Annotated in this window: 17 protein-coding genes; 10 read left to right on the forward strand and 7 right to left on the reverse strand. The window is 62.8% G+C overall.

Annotated elements, in window-relative coordinates; translation table 11 throughout:
• Positions 1-74 precede the first annotated feature (74 nt).
• Positions 75-725, reverse strand: coding sequence for a helix-turn-helix domain-containing protein (locus C489_RS12230; RefSeq protein ID WP_006431590.1), 651 nt, complete (start codon positions 723-725; stop codon positions 75-77).
• A 93-nt stretch (positions 726-818) separates the two neighbouring features.
• On the opposite strand from C489_RS12230, the gene C489_RS12235 reads away from it, so the two are divergent.
• From C489_RS12235 to C489_RS12255, 6 genes are all read left to right on the forward strand, one after another.
• Positions 819-1,307: an Lrp/AsnC family transcriptional regulator gene (locus tag C489_RS12235; protein ID WP_006431591.1), complete on the forward strand. Its 489-nt coding sequence runs from the start codon at positions 819-821 to the stop codon at positions 1,305-1,307.
• A 149-nt stretch (positions 1,308-1,456) separates the two neighbouring features.
• The gene (locus tag C489_RS20850) at positions 1,457-1,831 is read left to right on the forward strand and encodes a DUF7344 domain-containing protein (RefSeq protein WP_083902808.1); all 375 of its coding nucleotides are present in this window, start codon (positions 1,457-1,459) and stop codon (positions 1,829-1,831) included.
• Positions 1,832-2,188: 357 nt separating this feature from the next.
• The gene (locus C489_RS21595; RefSeq protein ID WP_152423156.1) at positions 2,189-2,965 is read left to right on the forward strand and encodes a hypothetical protein; all 777 of its coding nucleotides are present in this window, start codon (positions 2,189-2,191) and stop codon (positions 2,963-2,965) included.
• A gap of 414 nt (positions 2,966-3,379) precedes the next feature.
• Positions 3,380-5,542 (forward strand): ribosome rescue protein RqcH, encoded by a 2,163-nt coding sequence (rqcH, locus tag C489_RS12245; RefSeq protein ID WP_006431593.1) that lies wholly within the window; start codon positions 3,380-3,382, stop codon positions 5,540-5,542.
• 132 nt (positions 5,543-5,674) lie between these two features.
• The gene (locus tag C489_RS12250; protein WP_152423157.1) at positions 5,675-5,932 is read left to right on the forward strand and encodes a hypothetical protein; all 258 of its coding nucleotides are present in this window, start codon (positions 5,675-5,677) and stop codon (positions 5,930-5,932) included.
• Positions 5,933-6,046: 114 nt separating this feature from the next.
• Positions 6,047-6,340 (forward strand): hypothetical protein, encoded by a 294-nt coding sequence (locus C489_RS12255; protein WP_006431595.1) that lies wholly within the window; start codon positions 6,047-6,049, stop codon positions 6,338-6,340.
• Positions 6,341-6,433: 93 nt separating this feature from the next.
• Here C489_RS12255 and C489_RS12260 read toward each other — a convergent pair whose 3' ends face one another.
• Positions 6,434-7,045, reverse strand: coding sequence for a hypothetical protein (locus tag C489_RS12260; protein WP_049890819.1), 612 nt, complete (start codon positions 7,043-7,045; stop codon positions 6,434-6,436).
• Positions 7,046-7,239: 194 nt separating this feature from the next.
• Here C489_RS12260 and C489_RS12265 point away from each other — a divergent pair, with 194 nt between their 5' ends.
• On the forward strand, positions 7,240-8,307 hold the full coding sequence (locus tag C489_RS12265) for an mRNA surveillance protein pelota (RefSeq protein WP_006431597.1): 1,068 nt from the start codon (positions 7,240-7,242) through the stop codon (positions 8,305-8,307).
• A gap of 33 nt (positions 8,308-8,340) precedes the next feature.
• On the opposite strand, the gene C489_RS12270 is transcribed toward C489_RS12265, so the two are convergent.
• The 3 genes from C489_RS12270 to C489_RS12280 form a co-directional block, all read right to left on the reverse strand.
• Positions 8,341-9,096, reverse strand: a complete 756-nt coding sequence (locus tag C489_RS12270; protein WP_006431598.1) for a TrmB family transcriptional regulator — start codon at positions 9,094-9,096, stop codon at positions 8,341-8,343.
• Positions 9,093-12,077, reverse strand: coding sequence for an efflux RND transporter permease subunit (locus C489_RS12275; protein WP_006431599.1), 2,985 nt, complete (start codon positions 12,075-12,077; stop codon positions 9,093-9,095). Before C489_RS12275 ends, C489_RS12270 begins: the two co-directional genes overlap by 4 nt.
• Positions 12,078-12,270: 193 nt before the next feature.
• Positions 12,271-13,005, reverse strand: a complete 735-nt coding sequence (locus C489_RS12280; protein WP_006431600.1) for an MBL fold metallo-hydrolase — start codon at positions 13,003-13,005, stop codon at positions 12,271-12,273.
• A 106-nt stretch (positions 13,006-13,111) separates the two neighbouring features.
• On the opposite strand from C489_RS12280, the gene C489_RS12285 reads away from it, so the two are divergent.
• Complete coding sequence (locus tag C489_RS12285; RefSeq protein ID WP_006431601.1) at positions 13,112-14,173, forward strand: zinc-dependent alcohol dehydrogenase family protein; 1,062 nt, start codon at positions 13,112-13,114, stop codon at positions 14,171-14,173.
• Positions 14,174-14,238: 65 nt separating this feature from the next.
• Here C489_RS12285 and C489_RS21355 read toward each other — a convergent pair whose 3' ends face one another.
• On the reverse strand, positions 14,239-14,448 hold the full coding sequence (locus C489_RS21355; protein WP_006431602.1) for a hypothetical protein: 210 nt from the start codon (positions 14,446-14,448) through the stop codon (positions 14,239-14,241).
• 175 nt (positions 14,449-14,623) lie between these two features.
• Here C489_RS21355 and C489_RS12290 point away from each other — a divergent pair, with 175 nt between their 5' ends.
• On the forward strand, positions 14,624-15,433 hold the full coding sequence (locus tag C489_RS12290; protein WP_006431603.1) for an Nmad3 family putative nucleotide modification protein: 810 nt from the start codon (positions 14,624-14,626) through the stop codon (positions 15,431-15,433).
• Between the two features lie 54 nt (positions 15,434-15,487).
• Here the strand turns inward: C489_RS12290 and C489_RS12295 are convergent, their stop codons facing one another.
• The gene (locus C489_RS12295; protein WP_049890820.1) at positions 15,488-15,823 is read right to left on the reverse strand and encodes a winged helix-turn-helix domain-containing protein; all 336 of its coding nucleotides are present in this window, start codon (positions 15,821-15,823) and stop codon (positions 15,488-15,490) included.
• 164 nt (positions 15,824-15,987) lie between these two features.
• Between C489_RS12295 and C489_RS12300 the strand changes: the two genes are divergently transcribed.
• Positions 15,988-16,527 (forward strand): acyltransferase, encoded by a 540-nt coding sequence (locus C489_RS12300; RefSeq protein WP_006431605.1) that lies wholly within the window; start codon positions 15,988-15,990, stop codon positions 16,525-16,527.
• Positions 16,528-16,625: the final 98 nt, after the last annotated feature.

Consider the following 16,625-nt stretch of genomic DNA (forward strand, 5'->3'; position numbering starts at 1 on the left):
CAGAATAGAGGGCCTCTACGGACTTGACGCTAGATTTTGCTCACGCAATATCCTTTTATATACGTATATAATAGTCACTCGTCAGATGTTATCAGGGTACTCGCTACGAGCCGTCGAAGACCGCGGTGTAACCGTGATGAGACCGCTTGTCTGCTGATTTCGAGTTCGTCGGCGAGATCAGCTTGTGTGGCACCCCGCGGTGAGTCGAAGTAGCCTCGGGAATACGCCAGTACTAGTGCGCTGCGTTGTCCCTCTGTCAGATCGTACTCTCGATCCGACTTGAGTGTTGAGAGAGCGTGGAGTTGAGTAAGTTCGATTGGAATGTCATTATCTTGGCAATATGATTGAAAGTCCGATATTTCCTGTTGCTCATCTGCACGGATTTCGAATGTCCATTGTTCATTGTTTCCAATACCTGAGATGAGATTAACATCAGTATTGACAACGGCCGTGAGAACGCTCTCATGAGCGAGGTTCCAATCAATCCGAACAAATATCTGCTTCTCCAACTCATCAATTATCTTCACCTGCTCAATCCCGAGATCGCTACTCAGGTCTGTTGAAAGGTTGGCGGTGTCCTCGGCATGAATCCAGAAGTAGGGGATAACAGCCTCACTCGTTGGGACAACCCGATCCAGTTCGATCGTGGCGTCAGGTAATTGTTCAAAAACAGCACTGAGTGGGAAATCGGATTGATCGATAATGAACGAGGCTTCAATGGTCATAGATTCGATTAGCGGTGCTCCCTTTTGAGTCAGTCGCTGATGTGAGTAGTGTTACCCGGAAAGATTCTTTGATCAATCGCTACTACGAAGTCTATGCCTGAAATAGAGCTTGATGAGGTAGATCGGTCAATCCTTTATGAACTCCAAGAAGATGCTCGAAGGACGACTGCCGAAGAGATGGGCGAGGCAGCAGGCGTCGCTGCCAGCACCGTCCGGAATCGGATCGAGAATTTAGAGAAATCAGGAGTGATTCAAGGGTACCATCCCCACATCAACTATGAAGCAGCGAATTACCAACTCCATCTGTTCATCATTTGTCGGGCTCCACCGGCCGAGCGTGCGGAACTCGCTGATGAGGCTTTAGAGATTGTTGGCACAGTTACTGTCCGGGAGATGTTGACTGGATCAAACAACCTTCATATCGAGGCTATCGCTGAGGATTCAGATGCAGTCGATACTGTTACTGAGAAGATTGATGATCTCGGTCTCGAAATTGTGAGTACCGAGGTTGTAAAGGATGAGAAAGTCCAGCCGTTCAATCATTTCGGCCCTGCTCCTAGTACCGACGAAGACGGGAAGTAGCTTCCCCTCTGGATCCAGACTGATGCTCTAAGCAGTATCTCATTGAACTGTTAAAACTACTCCGACTTCTACGATTTCCTGTGAAATCCCCAATCAGAGGGACAGTGGATCCCCCAATGCGCTTGTCCACTCAGGCCGTTATTCTCTATATGACTACGGATTCCACAAATGACGGCAGTGAAATGGATCCCCGGTTAGACAGCCTGTCACTCGACACAGTCTATACTCTACTCTCTCACAATCGCCGTCGTGCAGTCCTCGATTTGCTCCTCACTCACGACCGGGCACTGACGCTCACTGATCTTCGGAACGAGGTTGTCGAATGGGAAGAGAATGCGGAAATCACGGATATTCCCGGGGAAAAGGTGAAGCAAGTTCATGCGGATCTCCACCACGTCCACATTCCAAAACTGACCGAGGCAGGAGTTGTTATCTATGATACTGACCGGAATGTCGTGGAACCAACGGAGGAACTCAGTCAGATAGAGCCTTTCCTTATGCCATCGTCGGCGGTTTCTCACTGACATCTCTCACTTGGTCGGGGTATCCGCGATCCCGGCAATCGGGGACACAACTGACCGAATCTATTGCGAGAGAGAGAGTCTGCTATCGACACTATTATATTTCATTCAGTTTGGATATATCCGTTTCTCCGAACTCACTGGAGTGTTTAACGCATCCGAGTAGAGAGACGATTTAGTATATCGACAGCAAGTCCTCCTACTATACTGAGCACGAGAATCGCTCTGAGGTCGGTTACAACGAAGAGTAGGATGCTCTACACACACACACACACATATATATATATATGTGTGTGTGTGTGCATACTGAACGTCTATGTTCCAGAAAGCACTTATCCTCTATCAGATAATTTCGATTTAATGAAGTCTCGAATCCTACTGGGTATATCATTTCTCGTTGTCTTTCTCCTTCTATGTGCTATTATCTATCCAGGCGCGCTCTCAAAACCATACGATGGCGATAGTAGGCATTATTCTGTAATCCCTGAATCGACAGAATCATTCAATGAAACTGCGAGTGTGGAGAATTTCACCACAGAATCAGGTATACCGGTAGAGAAACTCTCTGAGAGCCAACAAAGAGCATTTCGAGACGCAAAAGAACAGCCACGAGAAAATGAGCATGGACCCTCTGGAAGACAGTCCAAGGATATACTCGTCTGTGACAGCACACTAGTATTCTGCGATGAATATAGAGAACTTCCCGACCCCTATAATGGAGATCATCAGTATACTTTCTCTCACGATGGCAATCAGTATACTCTTGTAGAAGATTCTGACGGTGAACAGTATTTAGTTCAGGCTGGTTTCCAAGAAGTAGGCCCAACTGTGAATGGGATTGATGGAATAGTCGAAACTCTTGGTAAATTACTTCTCTTAGGTCCGTATATTATCTTCCTTGCTTATCGGGGTTGGACGACCAATCCACCCAACCTGACACACTCTTCGGTGGGGTATGGGTTTGCTCTCGTTGGAATAGTATTTTTGTATCCGTATCTTCTGATGTTCACAGATATATCACTCCCATCGTGGCATCTCCCAGCCTTAGCAGTGATAACCTGGACTGTGATATTCATCGAGATACGGAGAGGACGTAGTAGAATCAAATCAGATATATGTCAAGGATCCAATTGGTAATGGGGGTGAAATATCCTGTTTCAGGGCATGACACCACTCACACACTCAGTATCGTTTAGGTGCTAAGTGAACTGCCTATACTGAGCGCGAAAATCGATCTGAGGTCGGTTACAACGAAGAGTAGTGATATGCTATGTATCTGTGCTTATTGAACGGTGGACGGTAAACAAGCATCCGCGAGCGAAGCGAGCGGTTCACCGCCGGAGCGGGGTGAAACCCCGCGACGGCGGCCTTTTGGCATCAACGGGTTTTGCCGGGGGTTGAGGCGAGCGTCTGCGACGCTCGCCGATGCCCCCGGTAAAAGAGGTTGCTGTACTCACCGATGGTATCGGCCCGCTCACTACGCGGTCGTCCAGGAGCAGGCGCTGGCGTCGGAGCGACACGTCTTTTTGACCGGGACGGGCAATTTTGGGTATGGATCCAAAGCGGGAACTCACCAGCGTCGACCTCGCCGCTCTCGTCGGGGAACTCGGGGCCTACGAGGGCGCGAAGGTCGACAAAGCGTACCTCTACGGCGACGACCTCGTCCGGCTCAAAATGCGGGACTTCGACCGCGGTCGCATGGAACTGATTCTCGAGGTCGGCGAGGTCAAGCGGGCCCACACGGTCGCCCCCGAACGGGTGCCAGACGCCCCCGGCCGGCCGCCGCAGTTCGCGATGATGCTCCGCAATCGCCTCTCGGGCGCGGACTTCGCCGGCGTCGAGCAGTACGAGTTCGACCGCATCCTCGAGTTCGTCTTCGAGCGCGACGACGGGACGACCCGGATCATCGTCGAACTGTTCGGGCAGGGCAACGTCGCGGTCACCGACGGCGAGTACGAGGTGATCGACTGCCTCGAGACGGTGCGGCTCAAATCGCGAACGGTCGTGCCGGGCTCGCGCTACGAGTTCCCCGACACCCGGACGAACCCGCTGACGGTCTCTCGAGAGGCGTTCGACCACGAAATGGACGACTCCGATACGGACGTGGTCCGCACGCTGGCGACGCAACTCAACTTCGGCGGGCTCTACGCCGAGGAACTGTGTGTCCGCGCCGGCGTCGAGAAGGGGATGGACATCGACGACGCCGACGAGGACGTCTACGAGCGGCTCTACGAGACGATCGAGCGGCTCGCGCTCGACATTCGGAACGGGAACTTCGATCCGCGGCTCTACCTCGAGCGCGACGACGAGGAAGCTGACGACGGAGAGGGCGAGAGTGAGGACGCCGACGCCAACGTCGTCGACGTGACGCCGTTCCCGCTCGAGGAGCACGACGACCTCGACGGAGAGGCCTACGACTCGTTCCTCTCGGCGCTGGACGACTACTTCTTCCGGCTCGAACTCGCCGAGGAAGAGGAGTCGGATCCGACCGATCAGCGGCCGGACTTCGAGTCCGAGATCGCCAAACAGGAGCGCATCATCGAGCAACAGCAGGGGGCGATCGAGGGCTTCGAGCAGGAGGCGGAGGAACTGCGCGAGCAGGCCGAACTGCTCTACGCGGAGTACGGGTTGGTCGACGACATCCTCTCGACGATTCAGGGGGCCCGCGAGCAGGACCGCTCGTGGGACGAGATTCGAGAGCGCTTCGAGGAGGGTGCCGAGCAGGGCATCGACGCCGCCGAGGCCGTCGTCGACGTCGACGGCAGCGACGGGACAGTCACCGTCGACATCGACGGCGAACGGATCGGCCTCGTCGCCGGACGGGGCGTCGAGCAGAACGCCGACCGGCTCTACACCGAGGCAAAGCGCGTCGAGGAGAAAAAGGAGGGCGCGCTGGCCGCGATCGAGAACACTCGCGAGGACTTAGAAGAGGCCAAACGCCGCCGCGACGAGTGGGAGGCCGATGAGAGCGGACCCGCAGCGGAAACCGAGTCCGACGAGGACGAGGAAGAGACCCAACGCGACTGGCTCTCGGAGCCGTCCATTCCGATCCGCGAGAACGAACCGTGGTTCGACCGCTTCCGCTGGTTCCAGACCAGCGACGACTACCTCGTGATCGGCGGCCGCAACGCGGATCAGAACGAGGAACTCGTCAAGAAATACTTAGAGCCCGGCGACAAGGTCTTTCACACGCAGGCCCACGGCGGCCCCGTCACCGTGCTCAAGGCGACCGATCCGAGCGAGGCGTCCTCGAGCGACATCGAACTGCCGGAGTCGAGCATCGAGGAGGCCGCCCAGTTCGCCGTCTCCTACGCCTCGGTCTGGAAGGACGGCCGCTACGCGGGCGACGTCTACGCCGTCGACTCCGATCAGGTCTCGAAGACCCCCGAGAGCGGCGAGTACTTAGAGAAGGGCGGGTTCGCGATCCGCGGCGACCGAACGTACTACCGGGATACGCCGGTCGGCGCGGCGGTCGGCATTCAGTGTGAGCCCTACACCCGCGTCATCGGCGGCCCGCCGTCGGCGATCGAAGCCCACGCGGTGACGACGATCGAACTCGAGCCCGGGCGGTACGCGCAGGCGGACGCGGCAAAGCGGCTCTACCGCCAGTTCCGCGAGCGCTTCGAGGACGAGACGTTCGTCCGCAAGATCGCCAGCCCCGACCGAATTCAACACTTCATGCCGCCGGGCGGCAGCCGGGTCGCGGACGACTGAGTCGCGAACCGGCCCCGACTGGCTCGGTGCGCGAGACCGCGCGAGCAACCGCGTTTCGCCGTCACGTCGGCCGACCGCGACCCCGATATGTACGGCTCAACGCTCATTGGTGTCCCCGGACTAGCGCGTCCGATGATGCACCCACTCGAGGCGTTCGTCCCCGCGCAAGTCAGCGGTGGAATCGACGGGCCGATCATCGTCACCGCGGTCGTCCTCGTCGCGATGGTGGTCATGGTCGGTTTCGTGGTGTTTCTCGCGCTCGGTCCCGGTACGCAGCCGTATCAGGCGGAGCACGCGGAACCGACACCGACCGACGATAGCGGCATCCGCGATACCGATGCGGAGGAGCCATCGGAGTCCCCGACGGAGTCCGGATCGGGCTCCGACTGACGGGTGCGAGCCGGCTTCCCGCCGTCTCGGCTCTGCGGTCCCTATTTTGCCGTTCGAGGAGAGGCTGCACGTGCCGGGTCCACGACTACACGGCAGACCGTGGACGCGACTCGCATGGCGGACATCGATACCGACACCGACACGGAACCGGATCTCGGCACCGCGACCATCGTCTACGAGACGCCCGGCGAGACCGACGAGCGGGCCACCGTCGACAACGATCGAATCGCCTACTTTCAGGACCACTGGCTGTTCGCGTACGGCACCGACGAGAACGGCAACGACATCGTCCGTCGGGTCCCCAAAGAGCGCGTCCACTACGTCGAACGCTCGGTCGACGAGATCGAGGAGACGTTCGAATCCGGCCTCGAGAAGGCCAAAGGAAAACTCGAGGCGTTGCGGGACTGAGCGTCCCACCCGAACGCCGTCACCGACGAGGTCGAGCGTCCGGCCCGTGAGTTGCCGGCGCGCGCGAGCGATGGCGTCCGCTCGGCGATCAGTTCAGCGGTGTTTAGAAGCCGGTTCGTCGACGTGTGACTCCCGGATCGAGATACGGATGTCGGAGCCATCTTCGAGATCAGTCGTCGGCTGACCGGGGCTTCCCGGGTCGGACGAACCGCGTTCGACGGTTCGGAACCGATCGCGTTCGGCGGCGTCGTACGCCGAACTCATCGCGATCAGGAAGCCGACCATCGCCGTCACGAGCGCGACGACACCGATGGCGACGGCACCGATCGAGGCGACGACGCCGGAGAGGACTTCCCCGGAGACGAGCAGGGAGATAGCGGTGACGACCGCGATCAGAGTCAGGAGCCGGGCGAGCCGACCGGTGTCGAGGCCGCGGTAGGTCTTCTCGCCGGTCGTGTCGGCCAACACCGACAGGATCCCCTCGTAGGAGTCGTCGGTCCGGGCGTTCCCCAGCGAGTGGGTCGACTGTGCGATCCAGACGCCGGCGGTGAAGTTCAAGAACGCCACGAACGACACGAGGCCGACCTGTCCGTCGACGAACAGTCCCGTTGCGATCGCACCCGTAAACGTCACCGCCATGATGGCGTGGGTCACGAGCGAGCGCGTGCCGAAGTCTTCCAATCGATCCATGTGTCCCATGTTCATACCCAAACGAGGACCGTAACGCGGATAGCGTCGCGCCCTTACTATGTTGATTGGTGACAATAACCGTTATTTTCGACGGTCGCTGATAGGTTCCGCCGCTCGGCCGACCGCGACGAGGATCGACCGGGCGAGGTCGGAAACCCGCGGACACACCGATCGCAGCCCACTTACCGCCACCCCGTGAACGAACCCTCATGCAGATCAAAGACCGGGAGCAGGTCGAGGGCGGCCGCGAGCGGATCACGGTCGTCCCCGAGAGCGTCGACGACCTCTGGCACCTGCAGTACGTCCTCGAGCCCGGCGACCGCGTCGCGGGCGATACGACCCGGCGGATCCAGCGCAACGACGACCAGATGCGGGATACGGGCGGTGAGCGCGAGCACATGTGGGTCGCTATCGCCGTCGAAGACATCGAATTCCACAAGTTCGCCAACCGGCTGCGGATCGGCGGCGAGATCGTCGCCTGTTCGCGCGAGGACCAGCTGAACTTCCACCACACGCTCAACATCGAGGCCCGCGACGAGATCTCGATCGAGAAGCGGTTCAAACCCGATCAGGAGGCCCGCCTCGAGGAGGCCGAAGAAGCCACGGAGAACCCGGACGTGGCTATCGCCACCGTCGAGGAGGGAGAGGCCCACGTGCACACGGTCGCTCAGTACGGCACCGAAGAGCGGGCGACGATCACTGGGACGACCGGGAAAGGCGAGTACGCCCGTGGCCGCTCGGAGCTATTCGAGGAGCTCGCGACGGTCCTCAAACGCCTCGAGGTCGACGCTATCATCCTCGCCGGGCCCGGCTTTACGAAACAGGACGCCTACAAGTACATTGAGCAGAACGAATCGGAACTCACCGAGTTGATCACGATGGTCGACACGGCGGCCGTCGGCGACCGGGGTGTCCACGAGGTGCTCAAGCGCGGTGCCGTCGCGGACGTCCAAGAGGAGACCCGCATCGAGAGCGAGGCCGAATACATCGACGAACTCACCCGCCGCATCGCCGACGGTGCCAAGGCGGCCTACGGCCCCGAACAGGTCAAAAAGGCCGCCGAGTTCGGCGCGATCGAACGCCTGCTCGTCCTCGACGATCGACTGCAGAAAGAGCGCGGTCCCGACGGCGAGTGGGCGATCAGCGTCGACGACATCGTCCGCACGACCGAACAGAAAGGCGGCGACGTGACCGTCTTCTCGAGCGAGTTCCCGCCCGGCCAGCAGCTGTCGAACCTCGGCGGGATCGCGGCCCTGCTTCGGTACCGACTCGAGTGAGCGACTGCGGGCGACGGCCGCGAGCGGAATCGCCTACTGGACCTGCATTTCGTCGCTGGCCTCGATCAGTTGGATCAACACGGTCGCAAACAGCGAGCCCGAACTCCAGATCGCTGTCTCGCCGCCCTCGCCGCCGAGGACGCTCAACAGGATGCCATCGTCGTCGGCGATGGCGATCCGGCCCGACCGTTGGTCGTCGGTTCGGTGAGCCGGCGGGTCCTCGACGGTGACGCCCTCGACGCCGGCGAACTGGCGCTTAATTTCCTCGCGCCGGCTGACGATGATCACCGCGACACCGGCCGCCGCACGCTCGGCGAGGGCTCGTTCGATCGGCTCCGTGATGAGTTCGGAGAGCCGGGTCCCGAAAACGATCCGCTCTTCGGCCTGTGAGAGGATATCGACGGTCCGATCGTCGACGCGGTCCCGGCCGCGGACCGTCCAGATGTCCTCTTGGGTCTCCTCGCCGGCCGGCTCGTTTTTGACGGTTTCGACGTACTCGAAGGCCCGGTCCTGCTCGCGCTCGAACTGATCCCGCAGCGTGTCTCGAGCCTCCTCGACGCTGACCGGCCGGTACCGGATCGGGTTCGCCTGCTGGACCTCGAGCAGGCCCCGATCCTCCAAGCTTTCGGCGACGCTGTAGACCTGTGATCGCGGCACGTCCGTGATGTCGGCGACCTCTCGTGCCGTGCCAGCGCCCAGTTGGTGGAGCGCGATGAACACCTTGGCCTCGTAGCTGGTGAGCCCGAGTTGTTCGAAGGCGTCAACGGCCTCGGGTTCGCCGGTGCTCACTCGCCGTCACCTCCGTTGGGTTCGGTCCCGCCGTCGCTCGCGGTCGGCGTCCCCGTCTGGGCACCTGCTGTATCGAACGACACGTCGGGTCCGAAGTACCGCGTCCACAGGACCAGCAGCGTCGGGAGCACGACGACGCTGGCCAGGAACGCGTAGGTGATTGTCAGTCCGGTGATGATCCCGAACTGGCGGAGCGCGGGGAGGATCGCGAAGGCGAGGGTCCCGAAGCCGCCGACGGTCGTCGCGGCACTGCCGAGCAACGCCCCGCCGGTGCCGGTGACGGTCGTCCGCAGCGCCGACCAGACGTTGCCCTGACGCTCGAGTTCGAGCCGGTACCGTTCGCTGATGTGGATGCTGTAGGCGACCCCGAGCCCGACCGTGAGGCTCGTGATCATTCCCGTCAACACGTTAAACGGCATCCCGATGAGATACATCGTTCCCAGAATCCAGCTGACGGCGAACGCGACCGGGAGCAGGGTCACGGCCCCGAGCGTCGCGCTGCCGCCGGTCAGCCAGTAGGCCGCCGAGAGGAACAGGAACACCGCCACGAGGGTGATCACCAAGCTCTCGAGGACGGTATCGAGCAGGTCCTGTTCGACGATGTAGCTGACGATCGGGTCGCCGGTCGCGGTGGCGGTCCAGCGGCCGTCGCTGCCGTCTTCGATATCGGTTGCGATCGCGCGCATTTCTGACGTTGTCTCTGCGTTCGTGGCGTCGCCATTAATGGCAACGACCAAGCGGGCCGATCGGTACTCGCCGTCGTCGGTCCGGTGGAGGACCTGACTGGCAGCCTCCGCGTCGATTTCGAAGAGTTGGTCGTACAGCGCCGAGACGTTCTCGTCGGGCACACCGTCGTCGTTCGTATCGGCCGCGGTAAACGACTCGTTGAACGACTCGTTTTGCCCGGCGACTCGCTCCATCGTCGAGAGCGGGTCTTGGACGTCGGGTTCGCCCGTCGCTAACGTGTACGCGATGTCGCTCTCGGCGGTGTCGTTTCGCGTCTCGTTGATCCGCTCGAGGAAGTCGTCATCGTCGACATCACCTTCCACGAGGAGTTGGGCCTGCCGGTCCTGGCGCTGGAAGTGCTCGTTGACGTACTCGAGGTCGTCTTTGGCGTGGTACTCGCCGGGGGCCATCCCGCCCGGCAGGTTCTGGGTCCACGCGGGGGGACTCTCCGCGAGGAAGTCCTCCTCTTGGAAGCTGGTGTCGACCTGTGTCGCGCCGTAGGCCCCGCCCGCGGTGAGCAGGGCGACGATCAGGAGGACGACGAGGGGGATCCGGCGGGCCGCGCTCGAGCCGATCGTCAGCACGTCGCTGAAGCGGCCGCCACCGGTCCCGAACGCCCGCTTGTGCCGGTCGACGCCGCGGGCCTCGAGGAGTTCGTCGATCTCGATCTTGGCGGCGGGGATCAGCGCGCCGAAGACGATCAGCGCGGCGACGATGCCGACGGAGCTGACGATCCCGAACTCCCGGATGGGACCGATCGGGCTGACCAGATTCGAGAGGAAGCCGATGACGGTCGTGGCAGTCACCCAGACGAGTGCGGCACCCACGCCGGCCAGCGCGGTTGTCATCGAACCGCGGACGGTCCCGCCGGTGCCGTCGGCCTCGCGCTGCTCACGGGTCGCGTTGCGTCCCGTTCGCTCATCCGAGACGCGTTGCGTCTCGCGCTGTTCTCGGTGGCGCATAAAGACGTGAATCGCGTAGTCGATCGACAGCCCGATCAACAGGACCGGCACCGCGACGAACATCTGGTTGAACGCGATGTCGGCCCAGCCCATGAACCCGAACGTCCAGACGAGGACGGCGATGATGCCGGCGACGCCGAGGACGATATCGAGCGGGTCGCGGTAGGCGATCAGCAACGCGACGACGACGAACAGCAACGCGAGCGGGCCGACGATCGCGAGGCTGTCGTTCATCGAGCGGTCGATCTCGTCGGTGATCAGCCCGCTGCCGAAGACGAGGTAATCCTGCGCTTGCGTCTGTGCCAACTCGCGGATCTCGAGTTGACTATCGATGAGTTGCTCGCTGACCGCGCCGCCGCCCATCCCTTGGCCCTCGGCGCTGGCAGTCGACTGGGTCAGCAGGGTCATCCGCGCCTCGGCTTCGGTACTGCCCGGCTCGTACGATGTCGACATCAACCCGATCGCAGCGCTGTCGTCGGACTCGTTCGACGAGAGCGTGTTCTCGAGGGTTCGGTCGTACTCCTCGTCGCTCAGGTTCTCGAGGGCCGCGATCTGGTCGTCGATCGACGGACTGCTCTCGCCGCTCTGAAGGACTCCCGCCGTGGCAGCGCCGCGGGCCTGCTCGAGTTCCGCGGTGAGTTCCTGATACTCGGGATCGCTCTCGTCGAGGCCGTAGCGCTGGGATTCGATCGAGCGAATCCGGTCGATCGAGTCGGCGTACTGGGCGGTCTGGTTCTCGCTGAGTCCTGCGGTCGACTCCTCGATGAGGGTATCGAACTGCGACTCGAGTTCGTCCGCTTGCGCTTGATACTCGGGATCGCTCTCGTTCGCGGACTCGTTTAGCTGCTCGTACTCCCGCTGGAGCGCGATCGCCTCTTCGACGCCGGCACTGAGTTGTGCGCCCCGCTCTTCGTTGATCGCCGTGATCGCGACGACGTTTTCGACGCCGGTTATCGGCTGCTCTTCGACGAGCGTTTCGTTGATCGACTCGTTCGCGCGGAGTTCCTGTTGGAACTCGAGCGAGGAGAGCAGCGACTCCTTCGTGAGAACGTTATCGCCGCGTGCGATCACCTGTACGCGGGTCGTGTTCTCCTGTTGTTCGCTCGTGAAGTTCCCGTTGATCCGCTCGAGGGCTTTCGATTCGTCGGATTCGCCCTCGAACTGGGCGAGCGACGAGTCGTCGTCGACCATCGGCATGCCGGCTCCCACGGCCGCCGTCAAAAGCAAGAGAACCACGAGCACGATCCGCGTGTGTGCAGTAATCGCGTTCGCAAGTCGTTCGGGCACGCTCATTCGATCACCTCGCTGTTCGTCCGCACGGATTCGGTGGGGACCATCTGTTGTTACGATCCTACAAACGCCGCTGTATATACGTGTTCGGCCTCCCTATCACGAGCTGAATATTCAGTCGCAGCGGCAACTCGAGGCCCTGTCGGAAGAGAATCGACGAAAACGGACTGAATCGGCTGTGCCGACGCCAGCGCGGTTATTCGATAGAAACGGTTTTGAGATCCTCGGCGAACCGCACGTCGCCGTCGTAGTGGGCACCGATCGACTCGAGCATCTCCTCGTGTCGCCCCTCGGTGTGGGGATAGAGATGGGTCAGGTAGACGCGGCCGATTTCCCGGCCGGCCAGTTCCCGGCCGAGGGCGTCGGGCGTCGGGTGGTTCGAGACGTCGACGTCGTCGGGGAACGAACAGTCGTGGGCGAGGATCGCCGATCCCTCGGCGAAGTTCGCCAGCCCCGCGAAGGCCTCGCTGTCGCCGCTGAAGGTGAAGAGATCGCCGAAGCGGTAGGCCAGACACGGCAGCGAGTGGCGGGTTTCGTAGGCCGACACCTCGAACCCAGCGACCGAGAACTCGCCGGGGACGACCTCGCGGACCTGTACCTCGAGTTTGTCCTGCATGTACTCGTAGACCTCGAGCAGGTCGTCGACTAGGTTCTTGGTTCCTTGTGGGCCGACGATTTCGAGGTGTTCTTCGCCGGCGAGCCACCGGGCTTTCATCAGCGGCAGCAGGTCGGCGACGTGGTCGAGGTGGTGGTGAGTCAGCAGCACCGTCGAGACGGCCTCGTAGCCGACGCCGGACTGCTGGAGCCGCTGGAGCGCGCCGGCACCGCAGTCGACCAGCAGCGTCCGCCCGTCGTCTTGGACGAGAATCCCCGCCTGAAAGCGTTCGCCGGTGGGCATCGCAGCGCCCGTGCCGAGAAAGGTGACACGCATACGCGGGCTTGGAACGCCCGGCCCGATAAGGGTACCTCTCGCCGCCGTCGCGCCGCCGTCGGCCGCGGTGCGAACGGTATAACTCGCCGGCCTCCGTCGTGCCGGTATGCGCGCTGCAGTACTCGAGGCCTACGGCGAACCGCTCGCGATCGAGTCGGTCGAGCCACCGACGCTCGAGCCCCACGGCATCGTGGTCGACGTCGAGGCCTGCGGCATCTGCCGGAGCGACTGGCACGCGTGGCAGGGCCACGGCGAGTGGGCCGACGATCAGGTCCCGCTCGGACAGATCCTCGGTCACGAACCCGCGGGCCGGATCGTTCGGGTCGGTGACCGCGTCGACACGCTCGAGGCGGGCGATCGGGTCGCGATCCCGTTCAACCTCGGCGAGGGGTCGTGCTACCAGTGTCGGAACGGTCACGGAAACGTGTGCGAGGACGGGTACGCGCTGGGATTCGAGTCGAGCGTTCCCGGCGCGTTCGCGGAGCAGATCCACGTGCCCCACGCCGAGTTCAACGTCGCGCCCCTCCCCGACTCCGTCTCCGCGACCGAGGCGGCGGCGCTGGGCTGTCGGTACGTCACGGCGTTTCACGCCCTTTCCCACCGGGCCGAGGTCAGCGGCGGTGACTGGGTCGCCGTCCACGGCTGCGGCGGGCTCGGACTGGCGGCCGTCCAGATCGCGGCGGCGCTCGGCGCGCGGGTGATCGCGGTCGACGTCCGCGACGAACCGCTCTCGATGGCGACGACCCTCGGTGCCGACGCGACGGTGAACGCGACCGAGGTTACGTCCGTCCCCGAAGCGATCGAGGGGATCACCGACCGAGGCGCACACGTCTCCGTCGACGCGCTCGGCCGCGCGGAGACCTGCCGGAACAGCCTCGACTGTCTCCGCATCCGCGGGACACACGTCCAGATCGGGCTCACGACCGACGCCGAACGCGGCGAGGTCGCCCTGCCGATCGACGAGGTGACCCGCTGGGACGTCACCGTCGTCGGCTCCCGCGGGATGCCGCCCTCGCGCTACGACGAACTCCTGCGGATGATCGAGGCCGGTCGCCTCGAGCCCGAGCGCTTGGTGACGCGTCGCGTCGCCCTCAAGGACGTCTCCGACCGGCTCGCCGCGATGACCGAGTACGAGACCAGCGGCCTCGAAGTCGTGACCGAGTTCTGAGGGGTAGGTACCCTCGAGTCCAGTTTCTGCCATTGCTGCCTCGAGCGATGATGATACGGTGACGATTAGTCGGTCGATCGGCTCGAGGGGCCACCGTCGCCGCCTTCGTCGGCCGCCAGCGGGTCGGTGCCGAGCACGCGGTACGTTTCGTTTCCGCAGGCACAGCGTCCCTCGATCCCGATCGGCTGGACCGTTTCGTCCCGCAGTATCCGGACCGCGATCACGTTGTGACACTGGGTACAAACCGCGGCCGCCCGGCGAGCCTCGGTAGCCATTGACATCTGTACTGCACCCCTGTACTTCAGGCTAATTCAGGCGAGCCGGCCAGTCACTGTCGCTGACGCCACGGGCCGGCCGATACCGACAGCGGTCCGCCGAGCAGCCTCGAGCGGAACGGACCGCGATCGGCGGTTTTATCGCCGCCTCCGCCCGACCGAGACGTACGAACCCATGACTGTCGTTCTCGCCGGCGTCGGTGCCGATAGCACGAACGTCGGCGCGCTGGCTCCTCTGTACGACGACGGGCGCTTCGAGTACGTCCCGATCCCCGAGAAAACGCGGGCCACGTCAGAAACCGAGACCCTCGGCTCGTGGGAGTTACGGGCCGGCGACGGCGTCGCGGCGGACCTGACGACCCGAATCTCGCCCCAGCCGGTCCGCGGCGGGACAGAGACCGTCGCCGGCGACGACCTCGAGTCGTGGCCGCTTCACCGCGATCCGAACTTCGAGACGCTCACCTACGGCGAGCACCGGACCAGCGGCTACGTCTCGCGGCTGCGAGCGCTCGAGCACGGCGACATCGTCGGCTTCTACGCCGGACTGCGCCGGCCCAACGGGGACCGAGCTCACCGCTACCTGATCGGCTACTTCACGGTCGACGACGTGGCCGTCGTCGGCCCCGACACGCCGCCGGCCGAGCGCGAGGCGATCCTCGAGTCCCACCCGGAAAACGCCCACGCGAAGCGCGCTCGAGACGGCGACCTCTACCTCGAGAAGCCGGTCGTGATCGTCGACGGCCGCGAGCCCGGCGGGCTCTTCGAGCGGGACCCGATCCGACTCAGCGACTACTACGTCAAAGACGGCAACGAGCGGGCCCAGTACTACCTTCGCGACGAAATCGAATCCGCGTGGGACGTGCGGGCCGGCGGCGCGAACATGATGTACAAGCCGGCCTACCGCTGTGGATTATCCGGCGCTGCGTTCCGGGAACTGGTCGGCCGCCCCGGATCGCGCTCGGTCGACCGGCCCGAGCGCGCCTGAGACTGCGCTCGCCCGTCATCGGCGGCCGTTTCGAGCCTGTTCAGTTTACGAGTCTCAGTCGGCCGATTCGCCGTCGAACTCCTCGAGGGGTTCGACGAACGGCTCGACCGCGTCGAAGTTCGGCCCGGGCGTCACCTCGTCGGGGGTCCCGTCGTACTCCACGATGTCGTATTCGTCCAGCCGCGGGAGATGGTTATGAACCAGTGCAGTGGCGACGACCTGTCGGGAGTCGTCGATGGCGCGGGTATCGGAATCGGGAGCCTCCATTGTGAGGGTGCGAGCTAACTCTCGAGCCGTCGTTTCCTCCGCGTCAACGAGATAGCGGAGGACGGATCGACGCGTCGCGTTCGAGAGGAGTGCAAAGACGGCGTCAATTTCGCGTGGGTCCAAGCGGTCACATGGCACACGACTCCGTTACCGCCGAGCGGAACGACAGTGACCCCTCACTGGTTAGGTCTCGCCGAGCCGCGACCGGTGCCGATAGCCGCCCGCGGCTCGAGGACCGGTTCCGCATCGATCGGTTTGATGTAGCAACGCGGTAAACAGTGCGTGCAGTGACGGGTTCCGACGAGACGACGCCGCGACACGACCGCGTCGAGCGTCACGCGACGCCCGGGCCGCGCAACTCGCTCGCCCACTGGACCGCCGCTCGCAATCCCCTTCGGATCGCGATCAACTACGTCGTCGTCTGGCTCGTCCGGATCTCGCCCAGCCTCCGGCTCAAGCGGTGGCTCCTGGGCCGTCTCGGCGTCACCGTTGGTGAGGGGGTTTCGTGGGGCCTCGAGGCCACGCCGGACGTCTTCTGGCCGGAACTGATCACCGTGAAGGCGGATGCCATCGTCGGTTACGACGCGACGCTGCTCTGTCACGAGTTCCTCCAGGACGAGTACCGGACCGGCGAGGTCGTCGTCGGCGAGCGAGCGATGATCGGGGCCGGCGCGATCGTGCTGCCCGGCGTCGAGATCGGCGAGGGAGCAAGCGTCGCGGCGAACTCGCTCGTGACTCGCGATGTGCCGGCTGGGGCGACGGTCGCGGGCGTGCCGGCCCGACGGATGGGCGACGACGGCGAGGAGGAGCCGACCGGGGCCGCGTGATCGACGGAATACGCGCTGTTCGGCGTTCGAGACTACCGGACCGACGGCCGTTTGTATCGTCCGCAAGATAGCGACTGCTGTCGAAACGACGCTGCGAG

Origin of the sequence: Natrinema versiforme JCM 10478, from assembly GCF_000337195.1 — an archaeon.
In the GTDB taxonomy this organism is placed as follows: domain Archaea; phylum Halobacteriota; class Halobacteria; order Halobacteriales; family Natrialbaceae; genus Natrinema; species Natrinema versiforme.